At 68.7% G+C, this 24,662-nt stretch carries 21 protein-coding genes; 10 read left to right on the top strand and 11 right to left on the bottom strand.

Translation table 11 applies throughout. From position 1 onward, the window contains the following. Window positions 1-6 precede the first annotated feature (6 nt). From AC3EQ1_RS08995 to AC3EQ1_RS08970, 6 genes are all read right to left on the bottom strand, one after another. Complete coding sequence (locus AC3EQ1_RS08995; protein WP_351513963.1) at window positions 7-255, bottom strand: hypothetical protein; 249 nt, start codon at window positions 253-255, stop codon at window positions 7-9. A gap of 40 nt (window positions 256-295) precedes the next feature. Continuing rightward, on the bottom strand, window positions 296-1,210 hold the full coding sequence (locus AC3EQ1_RS08990; protein WP_432093766.1) for a type II secretion system F family protein: 915 nt from the start codon (window positions 1,208-1,210) through the stop codon (window positions 296-298). Continuing rightward, window positions 1,207-2,148, bottom strand: a complete 942-nt coding sequence (locus AC3EQ1_RS08985; protein ID WP_432093765.1) for a type II secretion system F family protein — start codon at window positions 2,146-2,148, stop codon at window positions 1,207-1,209. The genes AC3EQ1_RS08990 and AC3EQ1_RS08985 overlap by 4 nt, the downstream gene beginning before the upstream one ends. Before the next feature lie 10 nt (window positions 2,149-2,158). After that, on the bottom strand, window positions 2,159-3,493 hold the full coding sequence (locus AC3EQ1_RS08980; RefSeq protein WP_351514004.1) for a TadA family conjugal transfer-associated ATPase: 1,335 nt from the start codon (window positions 3,491-3,493) through the stop codon (window positions 2,159-2,161). Between the two features lie 29 nt (window positions 3,494-3,522). After that, a complete protein-coding gene (locus AC3EQ1_RS08975) occupies window positions 3,523-4,356 on the bottom strand; it encodes a hypothetical protein (RefSeq protein ID WP_432093764.1) in 834 nt (277 codons plus the stop codon). A gap of 62 nt (window positions 4,357-4,418) precedes the next feature. Continuing rightward, a complete protein-coding gene (locus AC3EQ1_RS08970) occupies window positions 4,419-4,952 on the bottom strand; it encodes a hypothetical protein (RefSeq protein ID WP_432093763.1) in 534 nt (177 codons plus the stop codon). A 495-nt stretch (window positions 4,953-5,447) separates the two neighbouring features. Here AC3EQ1_RS08970 and AC3EQ1_RS08965 point away from each other — a divergent pair, with 495 nt between their 5' ends. Together AC3EQ1_RS08965 and AC3EQ1_RS08960 are read left to right on the top strand one after the other, a co-directional pair. Further along, window positions 5,448-6,098: a hypothetical protein gene (locus tag AC3EQ1_RS08965; RefSeq protein WP_432093762.1), complete on the top strand. Its 651-nt coding sequence runs from the start codon at window positions 5,448-5,450 to the stop codon at window positions 6,096-6,098. A gap of 311 nt (window positions 6,099-6,409) precedes the next feature. Then, window positions 6,410-7,123, top strand: coding sequence for a hypothetical protein (locus AC3EQ1_RS08960; RefSeq protein ID WP_432093761.1), 714 nt, complete (start codon window positions 6,410-6,412; stop codon window positions 7,121-7,123). A 749-nt stretch (window positions 7,124-7,872) separates the two neighbouring features. On the opposite strand, the gene AC3EQ1_RS08955 is transcribed toward AC3EQ1_RS08960, so the two are convergent. The 3 genes from AC3EQ1_RS08955 to AC3EQ1_RS08945 all read right to left on the bottom strand — a co-directional run bounded on the left by AC3EQ1_RS08955 (window position 7,873) and on the right by AC3EQ1_RS08945 (window position 10,258). Then, window positions 7,873-8,511 carry a hypothetical protein gene (locus AC3EQ1_RS08955; RefSeq protein ID WP_432093760.1) on the bottom strand — a complete coding sequence of 213 codons (639 nt, stop codon included), beginning with the start codon at window positions 8,509-8,511 and terminating at the stop codon, window positions 7,873-7,875. A gap of 12 nt (window positions 8,512-8,523) precedes the next feature. Next, on the bottom strand, window positions 8,524-9,831 hold the full coding sequence (locus AC3EQ1_RS08950; RefSeq protein WP_432093759.1) for a hypothetical protein: 1,308 nt from the start codon (window positions 9,829-9,831) through the stop codon (window positions 8,524-8,526). A gap of 127 nt (window positions 9,832-9,958) precedes the next feature. Next, window positions 9,959-10,258: a hypothetical protein gene (locus AC3EQ1_RS08945; protein WP_432093758.1), complete on the bottom strand. Its 300-nt coding sequence runs from the start codon at window positions 10,256-10,258 to the stop codon at window positions 9,959-9,961. 112 nt (window positions 10,259-10,370) lie between these two features. Here AC3EQ1_RS08945 and AC3EQ1_RS08940 point away from each other — a divergent pair, with 112 nt between their 5' ends. Further along, a complete protein-coding gene (locus tag AC3EQ1_RS08940) occupies window positions 10,371-11,000 on the top strand; it encodes a hypothetical protein (protein ID WP_432093757.1) in 630 nt (209 codons plus the stop codon). A gap of 126 nt (window positions 11,001-11,126) precedes the next feature. On the opposite strand, the gene AC3EQ1_RS08935 is transcribed toward AC3EQ1_RS08940, so the two are convergent. After that, entirely contained in the window at window positions 11,127-15,683 is a 4,557-nt protein-coding gene (locus AC3EQ1_RS08935; protein WP_432093756.1) for an FtsK/SpoIIIE domain-containing protein, read from the bottom strand. Between the two features lie 275 nt (window positions 15,684-15,958). Between AC3EQ1_RS08935 and AC3EQ1_RS08930 the strand changes: the two genes are divergently transcribed. The 7 genes from AC3EQ1_RS08930 to ybiA all read left to right on the top strand — a co-directional run bounded on the left by AC3EQ1_RS08930 (window position 15,959) and on the right by ybiA (window position 21,817). Continuing rightward, window positions 15,959-16,261 (top strand): WXG100 family type VII secretion target, encoded by a 303-nt coding sequence (locus AC3EQ1_RS08930; RefSeq protein ID WP_432093755.1) that lies wholly within the window; start codon window positions 15,959-15,961, stop codon window positions 16,259-16,261. Between the two features lie 187 nt (window positions 16,262-16,448). Beyond that, window positions 16,449-16,775 (top strand): hypothetical protein, encoded by a 327-nt coding sequence (locus AC3EQ1_RS08925; protein ID WP_432093754.1) that lies wholly within the window; start codon window positions 16,449-16,451, stop codon window positions 16,773-16,775. Further along, the gene (locus AC3EQ1_RS08920; RefSeq protein WP_432093753.1) at window positions 16,772-18,265 is read left to right on the top strand and encodes a putative T7SS-secreted protein; all 1,494 of its coding nucleotides are present in this window, start codon (window positions 16,772-16,774) and stop codon (window positions 18,263-18,265) included. Before AC3EQ1_RS08925 ends, AC3EQ1_RS08920 begins: the two co-directional genes overlap by 4 nt. Before the next feature lie 199 nt (window positions 18,266-18,464). After that, window positions 18,465-19,640, top strand: a complete 1,176-nt coding sequence (locus AC3EQ1_RS08915) for a hypothetical protein (RefSeq protein ID WP_432093752.1) — start codon at window positions 18,465-18,467, stop codon at window positions 19,638-19,640. Then, window positions 19,637-20,281 carry a hypothetical protein gene (locus AC3EQ1_RS08910; RefSeq protein ID WP_432093751.1) on the top strand — a complete coding sequence of 215 codons (645 nt, stop codon included), beginning with the start codon at window positions 19,637-19,639 and terminating at the stop codon, window positions 20,279-20,281. Before AC3EQ1_RS08915 ends, AC3EQ1_RS08910 begins: the two co-directional genes overlap by 4 nt. A 4-nt stretch (window positions 20,282-20,285) precedes the next feature. Then, window positions 20,286-20,885, top strand: coding sequence for a hypothetical protein (locus AC3EQ1_RS08905; protein ID WP_432093750.1), 600 nt, complete (start codon window positions 20,286-20,288; stop codon window positions 20,883-20,885). Between the two features lie 305 nt (window positions 20,886-21,190). Further along, window positions 21,191-21,817, top strand: a complete 627-nt coding sequence (gene ybiA / locus AC3EQ1_RS08900; RefSeq protein WP_432093749.1) for a riboflavin biosynthesis intermediates N-glycosidase — start codon at window positions 21,191-21,193, stop codon at window positions 21,815-21,817. Between the two features lie 189 nt (window positions 21,818-22,006). On the opposite strand, the gene AC3EQ1_RS08895 is transcribed toward ybiA, so the two are convergent. Then, window positions 22,007-24,154: an ABC1 kinase family protein gene (locus AC3EQ1_RS08895; RefSeq protein ID WP_432093748.1), complete on the bottom strand. Its 2,148-nt coding sequence runs from the start codon at window positions 24,152-24,154 to the stop codon at window positions 22,007-22,009. Window positions 24,155-24,662 lie beyond the last annotated feature (508 nt).

Genomic DNA, 24,662 nt, shown 5'->3' with positions numbered 1-24,662 from the left:
GGCCCGTCAGCAGGTTCCGGTGGCCTTGGCGCCCTCGATGCAGTCGCCGACCTTCTTCGCGCCGTCCTTCAGCGCGGCGTTGATGAGACCGGCGACGACGCCGACGATCGCCACCACGACCGCGGAGATGATCACCCACTCGACGGCGGACGCGCCGCGGTCGAGTTCGCCGGAGCGGGCGCGCTGGATGCGGCCCTGGAGGAAGGTCAGCAGGAAGTCGACAGCCGGGTGGCTGATCCGGGATCCGAAGTTCATGGTTGGTGTCCTCTCGAATAAGTGGGGTTGGGGAGAAGGGTCAGACCTGGAAGACGCGCATCGCCGCCGGGAAGATCAGGAAGACCAGGAAGCCCGCGCACAGCAGAAGCTGCGCGACCAGCATCGACTGCGACTTCTCGCCGGCGCTGCCCTCGATCTCCGCCATCTCCCGGTGCCGCATGGTCTCGGCCCGGGAGGCCAGGGATTCCCGCACCTTCGCGCCGTCGTCGGCCACGAGCGCCAGCGACGACGAGAGATCCTTGAGCTCTTCCACGCCCAGCTCCTCGCCGAGCCGTCCGAGCGCCTGCCACTGGCTCGTACCGGTGATCCGGGCGTCCGACAGGCAGTTGCGCACCCGCCGCAGCGCCCAGCCGTCGCTGATCTCGGCCGCCGCCATCAGGGCCTCCGGGAGGCCCCGGCCGCCGGCGAGGTTCATCGACACCAGGTCCAGATAGGCGCCGATGACCCGGCGGAGGTCCCGGCGCTTGTCCGCCGCGTCCCGCCGGACCTCCAGGTCCGGGAGCATGAAGAAGATGCCGGCGAAGAGCAGCGCCAGCCAGACCGGGACGATCGGGCTGCTGCCGACGCCGAGCACCCAGGCGACGGCGAAGAGCAGCGGGCCGAAGAACAGCCCCGCCGCGGCGAGCAGCACCTTCGTCGCCAGGAACGACTCCCAGCTGCGGTCGAGCACCGCCAGGTCCGCGCGCAGCGACCGCTGTTCCCACCCCTGCTGGAGGTAGAAGTCCGCGACCCGGCGGCCCACGTCGGAGCGGATTCCGCCCAGCTTGCCGGAGTCCGTGGTGTGGTTCTGCGCGCTGTGCGAGACGCCGCGCGCCCGCATGCGGTCGATCTCCGCGAGGGTGGACAGGGAGCTGCGCCGGGTGGGGACCAGGGCCCGCACCAGGATGTAGACGCCGAGTCCGAAGACCGCGCCGATCAGCACTGTCGTCGTCATCGCGACGCCACCTCCTCCTGCTCGGAACGCGGACGTACGAACGTCACCGCCGGCTGGTCCCGGGTCAGGAAGCGGGCCGGGGTGTCGATGCTGGAGAGCTTGCGCAGCCACCAGAAGCCCATCGCGAACAGCCCGCACACCCCGGCCAGCACCAGCTGCCCGACCGGCGAACCGTAGGGCTCGACGAACTGCGGGTTGAAGATCGACAGACCGAGCACGAACGCCACGCTGACGCCGACGACGATCTGCACACTGCGCCGGGTGCTGGAGCGCTGCGCCATGACGCGCTGCCGCATGTCGACCTCCTCACGGGCCGACTTGGCGAGGGCGCCGAGCACCTCGCGCAGACCGGGCCCGCGCAGCCGGGCGTTGAGCATGAGGGCCGCGATGATGATGTCCGCGGACGCGTCGTCGATCTCGTCGGCGAGGTGCTGGAGGGCGTCGGGCAGCGGCGTACGCGCCCGCAGCCGGTCCACCAGGGCGTCGAGGTGCGGGCGCAGGGCGGGCGTCGCGGCGCGCGCCGAGGCGGGAATGGCCTGTTCCAGGCCGACGGCGCCGGCGATGGTGTCGCGCAGCGACTCGGTCCAGGCGGCGAGCGCCTCGACCCGGCGCATGGCGGACCGTTCCTCCTTGGCGCCGCCGAACAGCCGGTCCCAGACGAAGACCAGGATGCCCGCGGCGAGGCCCGCGACCGCCCAGCGGGTGAGCAGCAGGACGACCAGGCCGACGCCGGCGGCGAGCGAACCGCGGCGGCTGGCGAAGCGTGCCAGCTCCGCCGCGCGCTCGCTCGCCTTCGCCTTCTCGTGTTCGGGCTTGGCGGGCAGCCCGCGCACCGCCACGATCAGCAGCGCCACGCCGCCTCCCACGACGACGCCGGACAGCAGTGCGTACAGCACGGGCAGCGAGAAGATGCCGCCCAGGGCAGAGATTCCGTTCATACGGCCGTGGTCACCCCCAGGTCCCGGACGGCCGGTAGCCGTGGACGGTCAGTTCTTCGAGGCAGGAGATGGGCGCGTGGGGCACGATCCGCCCGTCGGGCATCTCGGCGAACACCTCGCTGGACAGCACGCGGCCGTCGACACCGTTGACCTCGCGGACCGAGGTCACGGTGCGGCTCAGCCGCCCGCCGCTGTGGAAGTTGTTGCGGCGCTCGATGAAGACGACGAAGTTGATGGCTCCGGCGATGAGCATCTGGCTGGCCTCGATGGGCAGCCGCTCGTTGGCCTGGAGCGCGTAGGTGGAGATACGGCTGAACACCTCGCTGGAGCTGTTCGCGTGGATGGTGGACAGGGAGCCGTCGTTGCCCTGCGACATCGCGTTGAGCATGGTGACGATCTCGTCGCCGAGGACCTCACCGACGATGACCCGCGAGGGGTTCATGCGCAGGGAACGGCGCACGAGCTCCGCCATGCTGATCGAGCCCAGGCCCTCGGAGTTGGGCAGCCGCTCCTCGAACGCCACCACGTTGGGGTGCAGATCGGGGAACTGGTCCAGGCCGAGTTCCAGGGCGCGTTCCACGGTGATCAGCCGCTCGTGCGGCGGGATCTCGTTGGCGAGGGCGCGCAGCAGGGTGGTCTTTCCGGCGTTGGTGGCCCCCGCGATCATGATGTTCTTGCGGGCGCGCACGGCGCAGGCCAGGAAGTTGGCGACCTCCGGCGAGATGGTCCCGTTGCCGACCAGGTCGGCCATGAAGACCTTGCCCATCCTGGCCCGCCGGATGGACAGCGCCGGGCGGCGGGTGACCTCCATGACCGCGGAGAGCCGCGAGCCGTCGGGGAGCCGCAGGTCGAGCTGCGGGTTGGCCGAGTCGAAGGGACGGGACGACAGACCCGAGTAGGCGCCGAGGACCTGGATGAGCTCGACGAGTTCCTCGTCGGTCTCGGCGACGGCGTCGCCCTGCACCTCACGGCCGTCGGCATACCCGACGAAGACGTGGTCGCAGCCGTTGATGTCGATGTTCTCGACCTCGGCGTCGTCGAGCAGCGGCTGGAGCCGGCCGACGCCGAACAGCGCCGCGTGCACGGCCGCCGCGTACGCCTCCTCGGTCTCGGCGTCCAGCGGCGACCGGCCCGCGTTGATCTCGGCCCGGGCGTACTCCTCGAGGATCTGGGCTATGACCGCGCGGGCGTACTGCCGCTCGTCCTCGGTGGACATCGGGGCGACGCCGGACGTCTGGTCCAGACGGCGCTGTTCCGCGATCCGGTCACCGGCCTCCTGCCGGAACCGCTTGACGAGGGAGTGGTCGACGACGCTGTGGGCCGGCTGCCCGGGGGAGCCCCCCAGGGTGTGTCCTCCGCCCAGGGTGCCGCCACTCACTGCACGGCTCCGCTGCCCGGCATCGCCGGCCCGGCCCAGGCGGAACCGAACTGCTGGTGCAGATCGCCGACGACCTTGCGGGCGGAGCGGATCAGCAGGGACTTCTCCACCCGGCCGCGCTTGCGGCCCGACAGCTGCCCGGCACCGACGGCGTCCTCGGCGATGACACCGACGACCCGGGCTCCGGTCTGCGAGGCGACGAGCATGTCGTTGACCTGTCCGGGAAGCCGCGTGTTGCCGGGGTCCGCGATGAGCAGCACACCGATCAGCGGCAGCCCGACCTGCGCGGCGCCGCGCTGCGCACCGTGCAGCTTGGCGGAGAGCGCGGCGGCCCGGTCCCGGATCCGGGCGAGGTGCTCGGGTTCGGTGCGGGCGAGCAGCAGGACCAGCGCGGCCTGCGAGAGCATCTCGGAGACGGCCGCGTCGGGGCCGATGCGGCCGCAGTCGGCGATGACGTCGGCCGGCTGCTGGGCCGTCTCGGCGAGGCCGTTGAAGGCCCGGCCGAGGGTGGGCCACAGGCCGGCGAGGCCGACGGCCTGCTCCGCGTTGCCGAGGCCGACGACGACGTCGAGGCCGCCGGACATCGGCTGGGCGTGGTCCCAGAGTTGTTCCGCGGCGAGGCCGCGACGTGCGGTGGCCGCGATGGAGAGCATGCCGATGTTGGGGTCGAGCGGACCGCCGTGCGCGGCCGCACTGCGGTAGACCAGATCCCCGCCGGCCGGGTCGGCCTCGGCCAGCAGCACGCGGCGCGGCCAGACGGCGGAGAGTGCGACAGCCGTGGTGGTGACGCCGGGCGAACCCTTGTCCGCGGCGAGAGCGATGAGCGCCATATTCCTTTAGTCCCTACCTGCCCTGGGGACCCGCGTGGATCGCAGGGCCAACGAGTCCGGCATCAACCGGCGTTCTTGGGCACGAGCACGACCGCGACCTGACCGCCGGCGGCCGCCTGCGCCAGCGCCTCGGCCTCGTCCTGGTTGACGAGGAGGGAGACGGGCAGGTCCGAGCTGCTGATGGTCTCACCGGTGGCGGTGGTGACGTCGTCCACCTTGACGTTCTGCGCCAGGGGGGTACCGGCGGTACCGGCGGAACCCGCCGAACCGGAGGAGGGCTTGGAGGTGGACGTCTCACTGCCGACGCGGTACGCGGACACGGTGTCCCCGGTCTTCAGCCCCTTGGGGAACTGCCCGGCCTTGAGGGAGAGTCCGACGACGACCTTGCCCGCGGGGACGCCGGAGTCGCCCGACAGCATCGAACCGACGAGCAGGGAACCCTTGGTGAGATCGGTGGCGGCACGGTATTTCGTGCGGGCCAGATCGCGCTCTTCCCACTTCACGTATTTCACGCCGGAATCCTCGGCGACCATCACGGAAGCCATCGCGGACTCCGGCACCGGCTTGCCCGCGGGAACGTCACGCGTAATCTTCACAACTTCTATACGTTCCCCGGCTCGCAGCACGAGGACCGTCGCCCCGAGCGCACCGACGAGGATGAGAAGAACTGCGAGAGCGGCGAGCGCGGGCTTACGCTCACGAGGTGCAGAGGGAAGCCTGTCCCCCATTGGCTGACCGGCCCCCGAAGCCCTGTGGCCCCCCGCCGCCGTCCGCTCCTGGACCTTCACGCCACAACTCCCCGTACGTCGTCTTCAATTTCGGGCATTCGCGCCAAACCAGCCCCCACCCGCGCGAATACGTCGCTGGCATGAAGCTGTCAAGTCATCGCACCGTATCAGCAGCCGATAAGCACCTCAAAGCCTGTCAGTGATCGTGAACTTCGGGCGAACGCCCCGCAATCCACACGCAAAGCCATGACTGGGGATCACTCTCCGCGTTCATGTCATCATCGATGGGCATCCTTGCTCCGGTCATCATGTAGAAGATCCTGACGACCCGAAGAAGAACCTGTAGAAGAAGTGGAAGTGACCATGCACGCGCGCACGAAGGCCTGCGTGACCGCACTCACCTCGGCGGCCCTGCTGACCCTCACCGCTTGCGGTGGCGGCTCGAACAGCAAGAAAGACGACTCGATCGAGGGAGCGGGCAAGTCCACGACTTCTGCGGACCCGAGCGCGTCGCCTTCGGACGACGGGATCAAGCGGCCCAAGATCACGCTCCCGAAGGACGTGCACAACGTTTTCGAGGGCGGGAAGACGGGCGACCCGAAGAAGGACGCGGTCCTGGCGGACAACGAACGGGCCATCAACTCGATCGATGAAGTGATCACCAAGGGCGGCAGCAAGCAGCCGGGACTGGCCTTCTACTCGAAGGGTCGGGCGCTGATCGACGCCTACGCCTATATCGGCGGCTTCGCCGAGTCCGGATCCACATTCACCGGAACCACGCGCTATTACAACCGTTCAGTGACGCTGCTCAAGGACGGGTCGGCAACGGTGATCTACTGCTCGGACGAGAGCAAGGCCTACAGCAAGAACATCAAGACCCACAAGGTCACCAAGACCTCCCCGTCGCCGAAGGACTACGCCCTCTACAACGAACGCATGGAGAAGAACAAGGCGGGCGTCTGGCAGTCGACCAACGTTTCCTCGGACGAAGGAGCGAAGCAGTGCCAGCCGTGAGCATCGGGCTGCGGAGGACAGCGACAGTTATCGCAACTGCCATGGCTGTCGGCATTGCGGCAACTCCGCCCGCTGACGCCCGAAAGACACCTTCCGGGCCCCCGCGTCGCGGTACTTCACAAAGCGGGATGCACGGCAACACCATCACTGCCGAGACCAAAGTTCAGACAACCGTCTCCGGAGGATCTTCCGCAACCCGGAAGACTGGGAACCTATCGTCCTCCGAAACGAATTGGACGCCACCCCCATGCTGGTACGAACCGGCCTATACGCCAAGAGAGCTGAAGAAGTCAGTCAAGGGCTTCTCCGATGTGCCCCTCATCGGTCATCAGATCTACAACCTCCTCAACAGCATCTACGACGGCCACCCATACAAGAACTACAACCTTGAAAAGCAGGGCGAAGGAGCCTTCTGGTCCGGAGTCGTCAACCCGAACCGCAAGGACGATCCCAAGGCGAATTCCTGCGACAGGGTCCCGTTCTGGGTCGACGAGAACGACACCCCGGACGAACCGATGGCCGTCTCCCCCAAAGTCCTCGCCGAGTACGCCTACGACGAACTCCCCGTCCCCGGCACCCGCATTTCGATGAACCCCGTCGGCAAACAGACGGTCAACCTCGACACCTGGGTCTGGCTGGACAAGGCGAAGTTCAAGCCGATCTCCGTGACCGCGAGCATTCCCGGCACGGGCTTCTCCGCGACGACCACGGCGAAGCCCCTCGCGCTCAGGATCGACCCCGGTACGGAGGACGCCAAGCTCTACCCGGCGTCCGGCGAATGCCCGATCGGCGAGGACGGCAGCATCGGCGCCCCGTACTCCGATGAGAAGAAGGGCGAAGCTCCGCCCTGCGGCCTCACCTACCTCCGCTCCACGGCCGGCACGGGCCCGCACCACCTCCAGGCCACGCTCACTTGGAAGATCACCTGGAAGAGCTCCCAGGGCCAGGGTGGAAACCTTCCCGATGGCACCTTCGGGAACACGACGGACGTCACGGTCCAGGAGCACCAGGCAGTCAACCGCTAATCCCGGGGCTTCCGGCTGCCGACGCGGCGGTCGGAGCTCCGCCAGCAACAACAACCCATCGAGTGTCCAAGGTTGGGCCGATACCTCGGCCCAACCTTCGTTTCGCTCGACAGTTCACCAAACCAAGCCAGCATCGAGAAGCGCTACGCCACGAACACGCCAAGGTGGAGCACAATGAGTATGGATCCCCTGACAGGACCGCGCTGGTGGCGGCTAATCATAAACGGAACCTGCACCATTCTGCTGATTCTGTTGGGCTTGATGATATGCCTCTTCGGGGGAAGTGAGGCGCTCTCGGCCCCGGAATTTTTCGAAGAGATCGAAAGTCCGAGCGACCGTTTCGCTGTCTTCGCAGCAGTGCTCTCATTTGGTTTCCTCGCTCTGCGACTCGGAATCTCGTTCGCACGAAGCTTCGCCGCTGCATGGTCCGAACACAGCCATTCTCCTGTATCCGACTCCGAAGGTTTCCCCTGGGGTTTCTATGTAGCCTGCACCTACACCACAAGTGCAGGGCTGGCCCTATCCACAACAGACATTGAGTTGTGGGCCGTGATACTCATCCTGACAGGGCCTCCTACAGCGATATTGGCAGTGCACATCCCCAAGGCTACTAGAGCTTGGAAAGCGTGGATTGATCGCCGGGAAGCCGCCTCGCGGCCCACCCCCGTAAAGACCACAAGAAATCCGCGCGTTGTCAAGAGGAAGAGCCGAGCCCAGCGTCGCCATTGACTCGCTAGCCAGGCAGTAGTCTACTCACTGACCGGACTCTCTTCCCCCGCCTCCGCCAATAGGTCGACATTGTCACCCAGGATCCAGATTCCTTGTACGAACTCATCGAGTCGGGGTTCTGCATCTGCGAGTCGCCCGATGTCTCCCGAGGAGCTGGACACGATGAGGTCAACCCCATATTCATCGTTCCGGAATGCATACCACAAATTCATTGCTACAGTTTCATCATCCAGCACGACATGCGTCCGCGTCTTGAGCCCCCTTCCAAAAGATTCATTGCTGAACTCCACTGACTGAGGGGGCAACATGGCATCCGAACTCTCAACGCGCGCATGTTTGCGAAGAGCATCCTCTCTCGGCCCATCCGCAGGGCCGTACCAGAGATGTACAGGCAAGGGCCTAGCCTCCGGGTCCGAGAAGTGCAAATAGTACTCTCGAGCCAGATTTGATTCGGTGAGAGCCTGTCGATGGGCAACCAAAGCCTTCGCCAGGTTCTTGGCCTCTTTCTTACTATCGGGCAGTCCCCTGTATTCTCTCAGCGCCGTTGCGGCGCTGCGCCCCCAGGCTTTCTCACTCCTCCAAGGCGTCTCTCCCCAATCACTCTCCATGGGAATCTCAACCCAATATTCAATGTTGTAATCCACGTGAATCCAGCTCACACCGGCTCCCTGCTATTGAGCTGCGTCGTACATGCCACTCTTATCACCAGTAGCGTCTTTCAGGTCGGAATAGTCTTCCCACTTTGGCTTTTCGGAAACAATGTCACTGCTCCCGACTGCCTTATCCCCCCAATCCAATCCAGTGCCTCCCGTGAAGACTGCGAAGTTCAAACCCGAGCTCCGACTTGCTTTCTGTGCAGCAGCCAGAGTGTCAGAGTCACCTCCGCGCTTAAGCGCCTCTCGCTCTGCAAACCTGAGATTGGCTGCCACTTCACGATCTCCACCAGCCTTGAGGACTTCCCTGGGCGTCGGCCTCGGAAGCTGCTGTGCCACTCCCCTGGGCTTCAGTGACTTCAGGTAACGCTCCTTGTCTTGCTGGAGCGCCTTCCGCACACTGTCCGACGGTGCCGCCTGCTTCCTCTTTTCAAAATCTGCAAGCTTTTCCTTCACTCCGGGCTTATTCCGAAGATCTCTGGCTTCCTGGCGCCCTGCTCGTACAGAGGCACTCCGCGCCGCGTTGGCCCCCTTCTGCACACCCTTGGCTGTCAGGGTTCCGGCTTTCATGGTGACAAGCCCAATGAGATCGAAAGCCACATCACCCCAGCCACCATTGCCCGTGGCTGCCATGGCTCCATGAGTCACTGCCGTAGCAACGGTAATGGCGGTCCCAATTTTCATCATCAGGCCGGCCGCAAGAAGCCACCCGCCCGGCAGGACAGTGAAGGCCGCCACGACCATTATGACCAATGCAACTGCGGCCAGAATCGTAGCAATATACCCCAATACTTCCAGCGTCTTCTTAATCGCGTCGATATGGTCCTCAACCCAGTTGGAAAACCCGCTGAAGAGCCCATCTTCGATCGCATCGTCAATGATGTCGCGAATCTTGTCAGCGATCTGCTTTGCATCCGCGGCGTAGTCGGACACAGCCGCATCATAACGCTTCTGCGCCTTGGTCAGTTGAATCTTCGCTTGTTCGACTCGCTCCTTTTGGTGACCTTCGAGCTTCTCCTCGGAATCTTGAAATTTTTCGGAATCGACTTCAGAAGTTCCAACCACTTCTTTGAGCGTTGCTTCCGCGCTCTTCGCAGAACTCAACGCCGCCGCGGTCTCACTCTGAGCGTGCTCAATCATTTCAGCCCAGATGTTGAGCTTCGACGAGACTCGCTCGTATCGGCCGGCTGTCTTCTCCAACTTGTCTTTGAGCTTATCGGCTCCCTCTTTCAGCTTATCGACATAGTCGCCCTCAAGGTTCTCACCCTCACCGATTGTCTTGAGTCGTGAGATTTGGTTGCGTATCTCATCGGCCGTATTCTTCATAATCTTCTTGCCGGCCCTGACGCCATGCGGATCACCCGGCGTGGGATCCTCGTGCGGGTCTCCCGAAGCGAGTGGGCTCCAATCCTTCGGGCGTATTGCCGATTTCACCATTTCAACCCCCCGCTGATTAGCTGCTCTTCCCCTTGGCCTTATCGCCAAGTTTCCCATCAAGCTTCTCGAAACTCTTCCTGGCCTGAGTAACCAGAGAGAGCACCTCCTCGACACTCTGCAAGATTTGCTCTCGATTGTCCGCCCAATTGTCGGCGAACTCATGCATGACGTCCTGCACACTCTTGGCGCCCACGTCCTGAGCGAGTTCATCCTGGCGCTTCGGGCACTTTGTGAATTCTCGCCTGATTGTCTTCAGTGAACTTTCTGAATTCTGAAGCAAGTCGTAGTCGACCTTCAGGCCGGGCTTATTACCCATAGACTCTCCTCTGACGGGGCAGCGAAGTAGGCACCGCCCAGAGGTCCAAGGTTGGCTCCCCCGGGCCGATCAAGCATCGACAGCCTAGCGCGGGCGTATACGCTTCGACTTCATGACGCTCGATCAGCACCCAGATCCGGCACGGACTTCCGTCAGCTACTCTCTCGTCCTGCCCCCTGGCTGGAGCAAGATACCCCTCAGGTCAAATACAGACGAAGCAGTTCGAGATATCGCTAAACGGGCATTTGCAAACATCTCTGATGACGTGCCTCCCGACGAAGTAGTTAAATATCGAACTCAGTTGGAGGGGCAGCTCTTGCGAACGGCTGCTCAAGCCGCTGACCATTTCGGCGTCGACCTGTACTTGGCCACTGAACCGCGGGGTGGCGTAGTGGTCCCGGCTTCCTTCATCGTCTCTGAACTGCAACTTGCAGGTTCCGGCCATGCCGACCCAGGCGACGTAGTCCGACAACTGGCTCAGGGAGAAGGCCAACAGGTCACATTGGGCGAGGTCAGCGGGACACGCGCTGAGTACGTGACTGGTGCAGCCCCTGACCGTGGCATTGGTGAGGCCGCTCGTCACGTGGACTACGTGCTCCCCGTACCCGGGGAAGTCGGCAGGTGGCTGACACTTGCGTTCTCCACACCAGCGGACGGGGATGCAAAGGGCGTCTTCGCGGATCTTCTTGTCGAGCTGTTCGATGCCATCATGTCCACCTTCCGATGGTCAGAGGCCGATTGACTCGATTGATCGCCCAGAGTGACGAGGGGCCCGAAGGATTCCTTCGGGCCCCTCGTCACTTGTATTAGCCGATGCACACGGGCTCTCCACAGCGTTTACGAGAGTGTTGTGCATCCCGTGAAGGCCCTACAACGGCAACGTCACCGCGAAGAACTCCCCGCTCCCCAGGTGCATCAGCCCCCGGCCCGGGGTGACCGGGTCGCCGACGTTGCTGCGGGTGATGCGGACGCCGATCAGTTCGCCGCTCGAGGAGTCCTGCGGGGAGAGCAGCACGCCGCGGCGGCCCTTCTTCATGTCGACCTGCCAGCCGCTGAAGCCGGAGCAGACGTCCTCCTCGTCACCGGCGATGACCAAGGCGAGGCCGCGTTCGTTGCCGCGCTGGACGACCCGCTTGAGTTCGCCTTCCGCGTCGCAGTCGTCGAGCATCTCGCCGTCGTCGATCAGCACCACCACCGGCTGTTCCGGGGAGGCCGTGCTGATGGCCTCGGTGAAGTCGTCCGTCTCGATGTCGTCGTCGGTGAAGACCTGGAGCACCCCGTCGTGGCCCGCCAGTTCCCGGAGCGGGGAGGGCCGCGGTGCCGCGACGACCAGGCGTACGCCGCGGGCCAGGTAGGAGCGCGCCATGTTCATCAGGACCGTGCTGCGGCCGGACTTCGCCGGTCCGGCGATGACGAACGTCGGGGTGCCCTGACGGAGGTCGGGGCCGAAGCCCATGAGTTCGTCGCCGCCGATGCCCACCAGGCTCCACAGGTCGGACCGGGCGGCCTCCTGGTCCCGCAGCTCCCAGGCCTCCTCGAAGGAGATCCGGCTGGGCAGCACGTCGACGCGGAACGGGCGCTGTGCCCGGGGCACCGCCGCGTCGCGCGCGATCGCGGCCTCGCCGATGGCGGTCAGCGCGGCTGCCTGCCCCTGGCCGGTCGCGTCCTCGGACAGCAGGGCGAACTGGGTCTCGGTCGCCGTCTCGTTCCGGAAGGCGCGGCCCGGCGGGAACTCCTCGGGCACCTTGCGGTGGTTGATGCCGAGCATCGAGAAGTCGGAGCGGTCGGCGAGGCGCAGACCGTACTTGTCCTCGGTCAGCGAGCTGATCCGGCCGACCAGCAGCTGGCGGTCACCGGTGATGACGACGTGGATGCCGACGCTCGCGCCCTCGCGCATCAGCACCATGAGCTGGTCGGTCAGCTCGCCGTGGTTGAGCTCGCCGAGGGTCGGCAGCCAACCCTCCCAGCGGTCGAGGAGCACCACGATGTGCGGCAGCCGCTCCTCGGCCGGGGCGCCGGCGCGCTGTTCGCCGATGTCCGCGTAGCCGTGTTCGGCGAGGCGCTCCTGGCGGCGGGTGGCCTCGGCCATGAGCCGGTTGACCAGGCGCACCGCCCGCTCGGTCTGGTTGCGGCCGACCACGGCGCCGCAGTGCGGGAGCTTGGTGAGCGCGTTGAGCGCGCCGTTGCCGCAGTCGATGCCGTACAGATGCACATCGGCGGTCGAGTGGGTGCGGGCCAGCGAACCGGCGATGGTGCGCAGCACCTGGGAGCGGCCGGTCCGGGGCGCTCCGGCGAGCAGCAGGTGCCCGAAGGTGGCGAAGTCCACCGCGACGGGGCGTCGCGCCTGGTCCGCGGGCAGGTCCTCGATGCCGTAGGGGGCGGGCGGCAGGGCACCGGCGCCCTGCACCGCGGGGATGTCGTCGAGCAGCAGCGTCTCGTCGAGGGCCGGGAGCCACGGGCTGTGCTGGGAGGGGATGCCCAGCTGTTCGTTGGCTTCGCGGACGGCGTCCACGAGCACCTTGAGGTCGGTGATCTCCTCTTCCTCGCGGGCCGCGGACGCGGGCTTCTTCAGCCGGGCCCGCCCGAGCGCCTCCCAGGCCAGCTGCTCGGCCCACGGCGCGGCGACGGCCGGGTCCGCGGCGCCGGGACGGCGGCCTCCGACCCGTCCGGACTGGAACGGGATGAGCGAGGCCGCCCCGGTGCGGACGTAGGCGCGGCCCGGGGTGTTCTTGGAGATGTTCCCGGCCTCGGGCGAGTCGATGACGTCGGCGGACTCGCCGCCGTCGGTCACCCGCAGGGCGATCCGCAGGTTGGTGTTGGCGCGGATCTCCGGCGACACGACACCGCTGGGGCGCTGGGTCGCGAGGAGCAGGTGGATGCCGAGCGAACGGCCTCGCTGGGCGATGTTGACCAGGCCGGTGACGAAGTCCGGCAGGTCACGGACCATGGAGGCGAACTCGTCGATGACGATGAGGAGCCGGGGGACGGGCGCGTGCGAGGGGTCGCGGCGCACCAGGTCCTGGTAGTCCTCGATGTCCTTGGCGTCGGCCGCGGCGAGGATGTGCTCGCGGCGCTTGAGTTCGGCGCCCAGCGACTCCAGGGCGCGTTCGACCAGGTGGGCGTCGAGGTCGGTGACCATGCCGACGGTGTGCGGCAGCTTCACGCAGTCCTTGAACGCCGAGCCGCCCTTGTAGTCGACGAGGACGAACGTCATGTTCTCGGGGGTGTTGGCGACCGCCAGCGCGGCCACGATGGTCTGCAGCAGCTCCGACTTACCGGAGCCAGTGGTTCCGGCGATCAGGCCGTGCGGCCCGTCCTTGCGGATGTCGATGCCGAACGGGCCGTCGTACGACTCGCCGATCACGGCCATGGTCGACTGGCCGCCCATCCGCCAGCGCGCGGCCACCGCCGGTCCGGTCGGCGGCTCCATCTCGATGACGTCCAGGAGGCGGCTCGCACCGGGCAGCGCGGAGTCCTCGGTCTCGCCGCTGATGTCGCGCAGCGGGGAGATCATGCGGGCCAGCCGGCCGCACCAGGCGGGGGAGACGAAGTCCGGGCGCACGTCCCGGATGCGTGCCTCTCCGGCCTGTTCGACGCGAAGCCGCAGCGCCGGGGCGGCGGGCTCGCTCCCGGCGGCCGGGGTGTTCCCGGCCGGCGCGTGCCATGCCTGGAAGGACGGGAATCCGCCGGCCTGCTCGGTCGCGGCGCCGACGGCGGCCGTTCCACGGTCGGTGATGTGGTCCCGGGCCGGCTCCTCGGCGATCACGAACGCCTTGCACTCACCGGGCAGGAAGCGCTCCTCGGCGTCGAGGCAGAGCGCGTACATGGCGACGGCCGGCCCCTCCTGGAGCAGCCGGACCACACCGGGCATGGAGCGGAGCCGGCGCGAGCCGTCCCAGACCACCACGATGTCCGGGTCGGAGAACGAGGTCCCCTGCGCCCGGCTCTCCTTGGCCGCCTTGATGCGGGCGTCGAGGACCTGGGTGAGCTCACCGATGCGGGCCGCGACGGTCTCCGCGTCGGTGCCGATGAGGAGGTTGGCGTCGGCCGCGCCCGAGGGACGGGAGTGCGGCAGCCAGCGGGTCCACTCCCAGCTCTGCCGCCCCGACGCCTCGGTCAGCACGTAGAACTGCACGTCCAGCGGGCTGTGCAGGACCGCGGTCTGGGCGACGGCCCAGCGGGCGAGCGCCTGGGGCGAGTCCCCGGGGCCGGCCATGCCGATGACCCCGTACTCCGCGAGCGAGAGCGAGACCGGGGCGTCCTCGATCTGCCAGGTGACCTGGCGCCGGTGCTCGTCCTGCTCGGGGTCGTCGAGGACGACGGCGGAGGGCAGTTGCCCGGTGCCGACGCGCAGTTGCAGATGGTCCGCGTCGGTGCGCCGGCGCTCCCAGAGCCGGGTGCGCGGACCGGTGCCCAGGCCGAGGACGGTCGCGGGGTCGGGAGCGCCGTGGCGCCGGTCGAGACGCTCGGTGACCAGGGCCTCCCCGGCGTCCTTCTCGATGCGTTCCTTGTGCTCCTGGTACTCCTTGACGAGCTTGGCGTGCGACTTCCGCCCGTGCTTCTTGTCCATGAAGTAGTTGGCGAACAGCAGGACCGGGCTGAACACCGCCATGATCAGGTAGTACCAGCGCCCCATCACCATGGCCATGGTGACGGCCATGACCAGCGGCGACAGCGCCATCAGCCAGGGCAGCGGCCGGGCTTCGTTCTCCCGCGGGGGCGAGGGCAGCCGGAAGTGCGTGGTGCGGTCCGGCGGGCGGAGCCGCGGCGGCCGGTTGTAGTCCAGGCCCGCTCCGTCGTCGGACCACTTCAGGGCCGCGTCCGGCGGGGTGTAGCGGGTGATCTCCAACAGCGTGTTGCCGACGGCCAGCTGGCCGCCCAGCGGCCAGTCGTCCCCGTCCAGGGCCTCGCCGTCGAGCCTCGCGCCGTCCTTGTCGGCGTGCACGGCGACCTGGCAGGTGCCGTTCGCCGCGACCGAGAGCGTCACGGCCCGGTCGGCCAGCTCGGGGTCGTCGACCCGGACGTAGGAGGCCGCGCCGCGGCCGATGTCGTACCGGCCGACACCCAGCCGGTGCACCGCCCCGGCGCCGGGGCCTCCCGCGACCCGCAGCTCGATGAGCCCCACGGGCTCGCCGGGAATGCAGCCGGCCGGGTCGCGGAGGCTGACGACGGCGCCGTCGCGCAGCGGTGAGCCGGCGAGGGTCGCCGCGGGGTCCAGCGGGTGCCCGTCCACGTACACCGTGGGCGGTCCGCTCGCCGCGCCGCGCTGACTCCCGATGGGAATGATCTGCGCGCCGCCGTGCGCATCGACATGACCGGCCAACTCGCCTGCCACCGAGTGGATCGGGGACTCGGGCTCGGCATCGAGTACGACATCGGCACTGGCGCCACCGAGCGGGTCGACGACGGTCAGAGTCAGGCGCACAGTCATCCTCCAGGTGGGGGACCGGGGCCTCCCCCGGAAACGCAGGCCTCGGAACACAGCGACAATAACTGCCTCCTCCGGCCCCGCCGAAGACGGACCGAGGACGGCCTGAGCGTTTGTCACGCTTCGCCCCGGAGCGCGAATCGGGGCCCGGGAACCGCGGCTGCGCTGATTGCGACTTCCCCCCTAAGCTGCAACATCAGCGGATCTTCACACCGTCCGCTGGACAGGAGCCACGGGGGTCGGCCCTGGGGCATGACATAAGGGGTTGAACGATGTCCAAGGACGTTGACGTCACATATGACGACATGCGGCGTGCTGCCAAGCACCTCAAGACCGAGCGCACCAAGATCGATGACAAGCTCGACAAGCTCAAGGACTACGTCGACGGTCTCGTCAGCAGCGGCTACGTGACCAAGCGGTCCTCGAAGGAGTTCCAGACCTCCTTCGAGGAGTTCAAGAAGGGCGCCTCGCAGGCAATCGAGGGCCTGGAGGGCATGGCCAAGTTCCTCGACACGGCGGCCGACAAGTTCGAGCAGCTCGACGAGGACCTCGCCAAGGGCGTCAAGGGCGGCTGACCGCCTCCCGGCGCTTTTTCTCGCATGCGTCTTGTCGCACCTGGCTCCGCGACTCGCTATTCTTCGCGTTCGCGGCGCCGGGTGCGCGGCGCGCCATTCCCTCCACGGTCGGGGAGACCACTGGGGGTGGGTCCGGACCGACAGGACTTGCTGCACCCACCGTTTTCCGACCCGAGGGGGGAGTGTCATGGGGAAGGACATCGTTGCGGACACCGAGCGCATCAAGGAGTTCGGCTCCGCGTTGAGCAGGATCCACAAAGAGTTCACCAAAGCGGCGAATCCGGCCGACGGTTACGGTGTGAAGGATCTCGGCTCACAGTCCGTCATCGACAAGTTCGGTGAATTCAGCTCCAACTGGAAGATTCACCGCGAGCGGCTCACGGACGAGCTGGAGAAGCTCGCCAAGATCGCCACCGAGGCGGGGAAGTCGTACCAGGAGATCGACTCGTCTCTGGCGAACGCCCTGCGCGGCGAGGACGCCAAGCACAAGAAGTCCGGGAAGGGCAAGAAATGACCGCACGCCCTCCCGTTCACGAGTGGGAAGTTCTCGGCGAGTCCTCCGACCCGGTACCCGGCGACCCCTACACCGTCGCGGCGCTGGGGAAGAAGCTGCGCGCCACCGCGGACTCCCTCAAGCGCCAGGCCGACGAGATCAAGGCGGTCGGCTCCGTCGAGGCCTGGAAGAGCAAGGCCGCGGACGAGTTCCGCGGTGAGGCCGAGGAGGCCGAGGGCAAGCTCCGGAAGGCCTTCAAGCGCTACGACGTCGCGGCCAAGGCCATGGGCACCGAGGTCAAGGAGGGGGTGGAGACCCACCCCAAGGAGTTCGCCTCGGAACTGGACCGGGCCCAGAAGCTCGCGGCCAAGGCGCTGAAGGATGCGCAGGAGGCCGACACCGAGCACAAGAGCTCCACCAAGGCGCTCGACGGCCAGCCGAAGGACACCCCGGACGACGATCCGGACAGCAAGAAGCTGAAGGGCCGGCAGGAAGCCGCCGAGACCAAGCTCTCCGACGCGCGCAAGACCCTGCAGGACGCGAAGGACATCCGCGACGCGGCGGAGAAGGCGGCCTGCGAGGCGATCGGCGCTGCGATCAGCGACGACGGTCTGGAGGACGGCACCTGGGACAAGTTCAAGGACTGGGTCCACGACAACGCCGACCTCATCTCGAAGATCGCCGACATCGCGGGATGGGTGGCCACGATCTGCGGCACCCTCTCGCTGCTCGTGGGCTGGATACCCATCATCGGCCAGGCCCTCGCCGCGGTGCTGGGCACGATCGCCCTGCTGGCCACCATGGTGTCGCTGGTCACCCATCTGATGCTCGCGCTCGCCGGCGAGGGCAGCTGGTTCGACGTGGCCATGGACGTGGTGGGTCTGGCCACGTTCGGCATCGGCCGCGGAGCGATGGCCGGTGCAAAGGCCGCGGCGTCGGGGACCAAGTCCCTGGCCCGTTCGTCCATTGTCCGGAAGGAAATGGCGAAGATCGGGGAAAAGGGCCTGAAGCGGGGCTCCAAGGCCTTCAACAAGGCCCAGCAGGCTGCTTTCAAGGCCGGTAACCGCGGGAGTGACGACGCCCTGCGCGGCAAGGCCGGCGCCGAGGCGATGCAGAACACCCCGAAGGGCTGGTTCCCCGGCAAATCGGCTCTCCGTGAGGCCATGAGCCCCAAGGCCATCGCCAAGGAGAGCTGGGACAGCATCAAGGGGCTCAAGGCATTCAAGGACGCCCCGGATCTGGTGCGTTCGTCCACGCGCGGCGAGGCCTGGGCGGGGGCCGCCCCCAAGATCGGCGATTCCGGCATCGACGATCTGGCGCGAGGCGTCGACCGCATTGACGACGCGGCAAAGATGGACGATGCCGTCAAGGCGGGCATCAAGGGCTTCGACACTCAGACACGTATCTGGGCAGGGTCGACCGGATTCGCCTCGGCACTCGACGGCGCGGACAAGGCGGGGGCAGGCGACGCACTGGGGCTGAAGGACGCCACCACAACCGGAAATGGGTAGGAACATGCAGCACACGCCAGTCCGCAGCGCGGCGTCGGAAACTCCGGAGCCCGCGCTGCGGCCGCGCGCGCGACGCACGCCCCGGCTGGATACCGTACGCAATGCACGTATCCACCGGGACGGCTCCGCGCTGGTGTTCCGGACACCGCAGGGAACGGAGCGCCGGTACCCGCTCGGAAAGGGCGGAATCGTTCGTGCGGTGCACATCGACGTGTACGGCGAGGAAGCCGCTCGACGCATGCCGCCGGCCGGGCAATGGGGCTGCCTCGAGTTCCAGAATGCGGAGGGCCGGCGGATCCTGCGGATTCCGCTCGTGGAATGGCTGCCCGAATCCGTTTCGCCGGGTGCGCGCCCCGAAAAGGGGTCCGATCTCCTGCAACTGACGGGCGCTTCGGCCCTGGTGAAAGCCTTGGGCATTCCGCTCGAAACCGCGCGGCGACTCGACGACCCCCTGCTGAGCCATTCCGTCCGGGGCGCGGACACCGACCCCTACCTCGGCCGCGCCCTGCCCGTGTGGCACTCCGTGCTCCGCGGATCGGCGCTGGCGGTCTGGCTGCTGTGCTTCTTCGCCGCACTGGCCTGGGGGGACAGCGCCCCGTGGCTGGGCGCCGCCGCCGCCGCGGCGTTCGCCCTGCCGTGCCTGGCCGATCTGTGGCTGCGGCTGACGGCCCGGTCGGCCGCCCGCAACGGCGGTCCGGCGGCGCAGGCGTCCTTCTCCCCCTCCCCCGCCCCCGGATCGGGCGCGACGCGGCGCTTCTGCGAGACGGCCGAGATCCGCGTCCACCCCACCGACCTGGTTCTCGTCGACTCCCTGGGCCAGGAGCGCTGGCTGCCGCGCACCGGCGCGCACGCGCCCGAGCGGCTGGTGCGGGTCCTCGACGCCGGTAAGGGCGTCCCGGTCGGCGCCGAACTGCGCACCCGGAGCGGACAGGTGCGGGCAGCCCTGCCCTGGGCACCGTGGTTCGGGGGCCCCGACGGCGAAGCCCGCTGGACGGAGTTCGGACCGGCCGCCGGCCTGTCCGTCGAGGACCGCACCGACGGGGCCCGCAAGGGCTCCGCGAGCTGGCCCGCCCACGGCCTGGCCCGGGGCGACGCCGAAGCCATGGGCCCGCTCGACGCCACAACGGCGCGCACCGGCTCCGACTTCGTGCTCACCGTGCTCGGGGACAAGAACCTCTTCATCCTGCCCGGGTTCGGCGTGGCCACCCTGGGCATCGGCCTGAAGCTGCTGGGTGCGGACCCGGCCGCCGGGCTCGTCACCACCGCGCTCGCGGCCCTGGCGCTCTGCGCCTCGCTGGGCCCCACGCTGGCCCACCAGTTGAACAGCCGTCTCCGGCTCGACCGCCCGGCCCCCGGCCAGGAAGCGACGTCATGAACGACACCGGCACCGACACCCCCACCGATACCGACAGAAGTACCGACACGGGTGCCGCCGCGCCGCCCAGCGACTACCGGCTGCTGCTGCCGAACGGCTGGTTCCGCATCACCCTCGACCCGGAGCGCCGCAAGGCCGCGGTCGACGCCCTCGTCGACCGGCAGTTCCAGGGCATGGACGACGCCCCGCACATCAAGCGGATGGTCCGTTCCGAGCTGCTGGGCCGGGCCAAGGAGGCCTACCGGAACGGCGGCATCGAGCTCTACATCAGCCTCCAGACCGCCGGGCCACTCACCATCCCCGCCTCCCTGCTGCTCACCCTCGTGACCCCGGACCGGCCGGGCGGCACCGAACTCGAGGCGCTGGCCCAGCACCTCTTCGACAACGGCCCGCTCGATCAGGACGTGTCGATCGAGGAGTTGCAGGCGGGCCGTGCCGTCCGGGTGCGCACCCGCAAGGTGCCCGAGCAGAACGACCCCAGCGGGAACACCGCGCCCGTCACCACCGTGGACTACCACGTCGGTGTGCCGGGATCGGACTCCTTCCTGCTGCTGACGTTCTCGACGCCCCTGGACCCGCTGGCGGACGCGATGGTGGAGCTGTTCGACGCCGTTGCCCACTCCCTGATCTGGATCGGATGAGCCCGTGACCGAATTCGTGAGCTGCGGCCTGCGCTGTCACGAGGAATGGGTGGCCATTCCCACGGAGCCCGGGGCGGACATCACCGCCTGGGTCGACGAACAGGCCAAGGAGCTGGTGGAACGCAGCGCGGCGGACGGCAAGCTCCTCGACGAGGACCTGCTGCGGCAGGATCTGCGCGAGCGGGCGGCGGACAGCCGTGGCCGCAAGCGGGTCCACGCCTTCGCCCTGTATGTGAACGGCCTGGAGGAGTCGACGGCGCTCCTGGAGGTGGACTTCATCCACCCCGACGAGACCGTCGCCGCCATCACCCTCGACTGGATCGCCGAGCGCTTCAGCACCGACGACTTCGGCGCCCCGGAGATCACCCACGCCCGTGTGCCCCTGGGGGACGCGGTGCGGATCCGGCAGAACTTCGCCGCCGGTGACAGCGGACCGGACAGCGAGCGGGTGCTGATGGAGACCATCACCTACGGTGTCGTGCCTCCGGGGAGCGACAGCGCGGTGATCATGCTCGTCTCCTGGACCTACCCGGGGGTGAGCGACATCGTGGAACGGATGGCCGACGACATCGTCGGCACCCTGACCGTCGAGACCGAGGCCTGAGGACGCGCCCCCCAACAGGTCCCGAAGGAATCACCGGACATTCTCATCACCGGACATCCGCGGAGCCCTGCCGTAACGCCGAGCCTGCCGTAGAGCGGAACCCTGCCGTAATCCGAGACCTGCCGTCAGTCGGAGTCCCCCGCCGTAAAGCAGTGGACCGCCGGCCCCGGAGTGACCGTTAATGATCGACGGACGGCTGCCTGCGCCCGCCCCGGTCACGGCCGGCGGACGACGGGCGGCGGCACGCCGTCGGTGATGCGCGTCGGCGCGGTGGGGGACGGCGTTCCCAGGGAGGCAGGCAGTCCATGGCGGGCAGACCCCGTTCGGTGGCCGAGGTGGTGGAGGCCGCCCGGCTCGGTCCTCGGCTGAAGTGCGTGTACTTCTGGGGGCACCACCCCCGGCGCGACGGGACCGTCGGTTCAAGTTGTCTCAGCCAGTGGTGGCATGCGCCGTTCACGGTGGACGGCGTGCGCTACCCCACCGCCGAGCACTGGATGATGGCCGGCAAGGCGCGGCTGTTCGGTGACGACGCGGCGCTGGAACGCGTCCTGCTGGCCGGCCATCCCCACGAGGCCAAGGCCGTCGGACGCTCGGTGCGCGGCTTCGACGAGGAGCACTGGCGGGAGCACCGGTACGAACTGGTCGTGCGGGGCAGCATCGCCAAGTTCGCGCACCGTCCGGACCTGCGGACCTTTCTGCTCGGGACGCAGCATCGCATCCTGGTCGAGGCCAGCCCGGTGGACGCGGTGTGGGGCATCGGCCTGGCGGCCGACGACGAGCGCGCACAGGACCCGGCCCGGTGGCGCGGTCTGAACCTGCTCGGCTTCGCACTGATGGACGCCCGGGATGCGCTCGCCGCGGAAGGAGCCGCCGAAGGGGCTGTGGAGGGGGCCGCGGAAGGGGCTGCGGAGGGGGCCGCGGAGGGAGCCTGAGCGGTGCCCGGATCGGGAGCCGAATGCCCCACCTGGGCAGAGCAGCCGGGCCCGGCCGAGCCACCGGGCCCGGCGGAGCGGCCAGCCCTGGCGAAGCGGCGATCCCCGGCGCAGCGCCCGGCGCCGGCCCAGCGGTCGCCCTCGGCCCGGCGACCGTCCCGGGCCGAACCACCGCCGCCCACCGGCCCGTTACGGCGCCCGGCGCATCGCCGCGTAGAGCACGCGCAGCGTGAGGACCGCGCTCACCGCGAGCAGGTTGTAGCCGAGCAGCGGGTAGAGCTCCAAGTGCTCGGTGACGCGCGGCCCTTCGCCCGTGCCCAGGACCAGCATCAGCACGGCCATCAGGCCGGTGCCCGCCGCGAGCAGGGTGATCAGGAGCTGGTGGACCAGGCCGGAGACGAAGCGCCGGTCGCGTTCGTCGGCCAGCAGCCGTACGCGCGCGGAGAGCCGGCCCTGTTCCAGCGAGGCGCTGACGCGTTCCGCGCGGCGCGGCAGCCGGCGGAGCATCGGGAGCAGGGGCAGCAGCTCCTGGGCGACGGTACGGGCCAGGGCCGCGCCGTCGACGGGATCGGCGCCCGCCGGGTCCGCGGAGCCGTGCTCCGAGGAGCCGGCCCAGCGGGCGTAGCTGCGGCCGGCGTGCGCCGCGAGACGGCCCGCCGGTCCGACGGTCAGCCGGTCGGTGACCAGCGCCGTGGCCACCCGCCGGGCCTCCTCGACCAGTTCGAACCCCGGTGAGAGCCGGCTGAGCGTGCCCTCCAGGGTGGCCAGGGCGCGGAAGACGGCCGCGACCTCCGGCGGCACGGTCAGGCCGAAGCGGGTGAGCAGCTGGAACAGCGCGGTGAACATCTCCGCGTCCGGCCGGCTCGACGGGCCGAGATGGCGGGCCATGAACCGGCCCAGCTCCCGCTCCAGCACCAGGGCGTCGAGGGCGGGCGCGTCATGGGTGTCGGGGCGCGGGCCGAGGAGTTCCAGCAGCGCGTCGCACATGCCGGCCGGGTCGCCCCGGTCGACCGCCAGCAGCAGGTACTGGATCGCGTCCCGCACCGTGGCGTCGATCCTGCCCACCGAGCCGAAGTCGAGCAGCCCGATCCGGCCCTTCCCGATGCCGCCGTCGGCGAGCAGCAGCATGTTTCCGGGGTGCGGGTCCGCGTGGAACACGCCGTCGCGCATGATCTGCCGCAGCATGGCGGCCAGCACGGTGCGGGCGAGCGCGTCCCGGTCCAGGCCGCGGGCGTCGGCGTCCGCGCCGGCCCGGTCCAGCGTCACCCCGTCCAGCCACTCCTGCACCATCACCCGCGCCGTGGACAGCTCGTGGTGCACCGCCGGCACCCGGACGGGGGCGTCCGGGTCGCGTCCGTCGCAGGCCGCGGCGACCGCGTCGGCGTTGCGGGCCTCGGTGCGGAAGTCCAGTTCCTCGCGGACGGCGACGGCGAACCCGTCCGCCAGGTCCCGCAGACCGAGCCCCTGTACGGCGCGGGCCCGGACGTGCAGGCCCTGCGCCATGGCGAGCACGATGTCGAGGTCGCGTTCGACGGACTCGCGGATGCCGGGCCGCTGCACCTTGACCACCACCGTGGAGCCGTCGCGGAGGGTGGCCCGGTGCACCTGGGCGATGGACGCGGCGGCGAGCGGCTCGTGATCGAAGTCGGCGAAGACCTCGTCCACCGAGGCGCCGAGCTCCTCCCGCAGAACGGTCTCCACCTCGCGCCAGGGCGCCGGCGGCACATCGCTCTGCAGCCGGCTGAGCTCGTCGACGATGTGCGGGGGCAGCAAGTCGCGGCGGGTGGAGAGGACTTGGCCGAGCTTGATGAACGTCCCGCCGCACTCCTCCAGCGCGAGGCGGAGGGAACGGGCCGCCTCCCGGCCCGCCTCGTCGGCGTGGGCGGCCCGGTCGACGCTGGCCCGCCCGCGGACGTACCGGCCCAGGCCGTGGCGCATGAAGATGCGGCTGATCTGCGAGTAGCGGCGGGCGCGGGAGAGCCGGCGGCGCACGGCGCGCGCCCACTGCACGGGTCGCGGCCAGCTCCCCGAGGGGACCGCGATCTCGACCACGACCAGGAAGGCCATCGCGGCCAGCAGGGAGACGGTGACCGAGACGGTGGAGAGGGCGGCGCGGCTGTCGGTGTCGGCGAGGGAGCGGTTGAACAGCTGGAAGGTGGTCATGCCCACGGCGCAGGCCATGAGCGTGCGCAGGGCGCCGATGCGGATGCCGATCAGGCGCCGGGCGCCGACGGAGATCCCGGTACAGAACACACCGACGGTGACGACGACCAGCAGCGTGGTGAAGATCCAGTGGGTGGCCTGGTCTACGGCGCCGGCGGCCAGTGTCGGCAGCATGTGCGGGGTCCCTCCCGGCGGGAAGCGGCTTCGGTCGGTGAGGGCGACCGGGCGGGTCGGTGCGGAGTACGCGGCGCGGGCCGGTGCGGCCGTGCGGCGCCCACGGGGTTACGGCGTGTGCCGGCCGACGCCCGCCCCCTCGCGCCGTCCGAGTGTCACGGAGCCTATGGCATCACACGGCCCGGGCAGCGAACCAGGCTGGCTGCGCGCGGTCGCCGGCAGGACCCGGGGACGGTGGCCGGTACGGGCCCGGGGAAGGTGGCGGGTACGGGCCCGGGGACGGTGGCCGGTACGGGCCCGGGGAAGGTGGCGGGTACGGGCCCGGGGACGGTGGCCCGCACGGCCCGGGGACAGTGGCCCGCACGGCCCGGGGACGGGGACCGCACGGCCCCGGGACGGGGACCGCACGGCCCGGGGCGATTGCCGGAGACGATGGCGGTACGGCCCGAGCGGGGTACGGGCGGGCCTCATGGGGACGGAGCCGGGGCCCGGAGGGGCCCGGAACGGG

Source organism: Streptomyces sp. bgisy100 (genome assembly GCF_057709105.1).
Note: the sequence above shows the minus strand (reverse complement) of the source record. Positions and strands in the feature narration are given on the sequence as shown.

Excerpts from the sequence above, each read along its gene's own strand:
- AC3EQ1_RS08910 (WP_432093751.1), top strand. The coding sequence starts at position 19,637 with ATGAACGACACCGGCACCGACACCCCCACCGATACCGACAGAAGTACC.
- AC3EQ1_RS08940 (WP_432093757.1), top strand. The coding sequence starts at position 10,371 with ATGACGCTCGATCAGCACCCAGATCCGGCACGGACTTCCGTCAGCTAC.
- AC3EQ1_RS08925 (WP_432093754.1), top strand. The coding sequence starts at position 16,449 with ATGGGGAAGGACATCGTTGCGGACACCGAGCGCATCAAGGAGTTCGGC.
- AC3EQ1_RS08975 (WP_432093764.1), bottom strand. The coding sequence starts at position 4,356 with ATGGCGCTCATCGCTCTCGCCGCGGACAAGGGTTCGCCCGGCGTCACC.
- AC3EQ1_RS08990 (WP_432093766.1), bottom strand. The coding sequence starts at position 1,210 with ATGACGACGACAGTGCTGATCGGCGCGGTCTTCGGACTCGGCGTCTAC.
- AC3EQ1_RS08950 (WP_432093759.1), bottom strand. The coding sequence starts at position 9,831 with ATGAAGAATACGGCCGATGAGATACGCAACCAAATCTCACGACTCAAG.
- AC3EQ1_RS08945 (WP_432093758.1), bottom strand. The coding sequence starts at position 10,258 with ATGGGTAATAAGCCCGGCCTGAAGGTCGACTACGACTTGCTTCAGAAT.
- AC3EQ1_RS08895 (WP_432093748.1), bottom strand. The coding sequence starts at position 24,154 with ATGCTGCCGACACTGGCCGCCGGCGCCGTAGACCAGGCCACCCACTGG.
- AC3EQ1_RS08985 (WP_432093765.1), bottom strand. The coding sequence starts at position 2,148 with ATGAACGGAATCTCTGCCCTGGGCGGCATCTTCTCGCTGCCCGTGCTG.
- ybiA (WP_432093749.1), top strand. The coding sequence starts at position 21,191 with ATGGCGGGCAGACCCCGTTCGGTGGCCGAGGTGGTGGAGGCCGCCCGG.
- AC3EQ1_RS08995 (WP_351513963.1), bottom strand. The coding sequence starts at position 255 with ATGAACTTCGGATCCCGGATCAGCCACCCGGCTGTCGACTTCCTGCTG.
- AC3EQ1_RS08930 (WP_432093755.1), top strand. The coding sequence starts at position 15,959 with ATGTCCAAGGACGTTGACGTCACATATGACGACATGCGGCGTGCTGCC.
- AC3EQ1_RS08920 (WP_432093753.1), top strand. The coding sequence starts at position 16,772 with ATGACCGCACGCCCTCCCGTTCACGAGTGGGAAGTTCTCGGCGAGTCC.
- AC3EQ1_RS08965 (WP_432093762.1), top strand. The coding sequence starts at position 5,448 with ATGCACGCGCGCACGAAGGCCTGCGTGACCGCACTCACCTCGGCGGCC.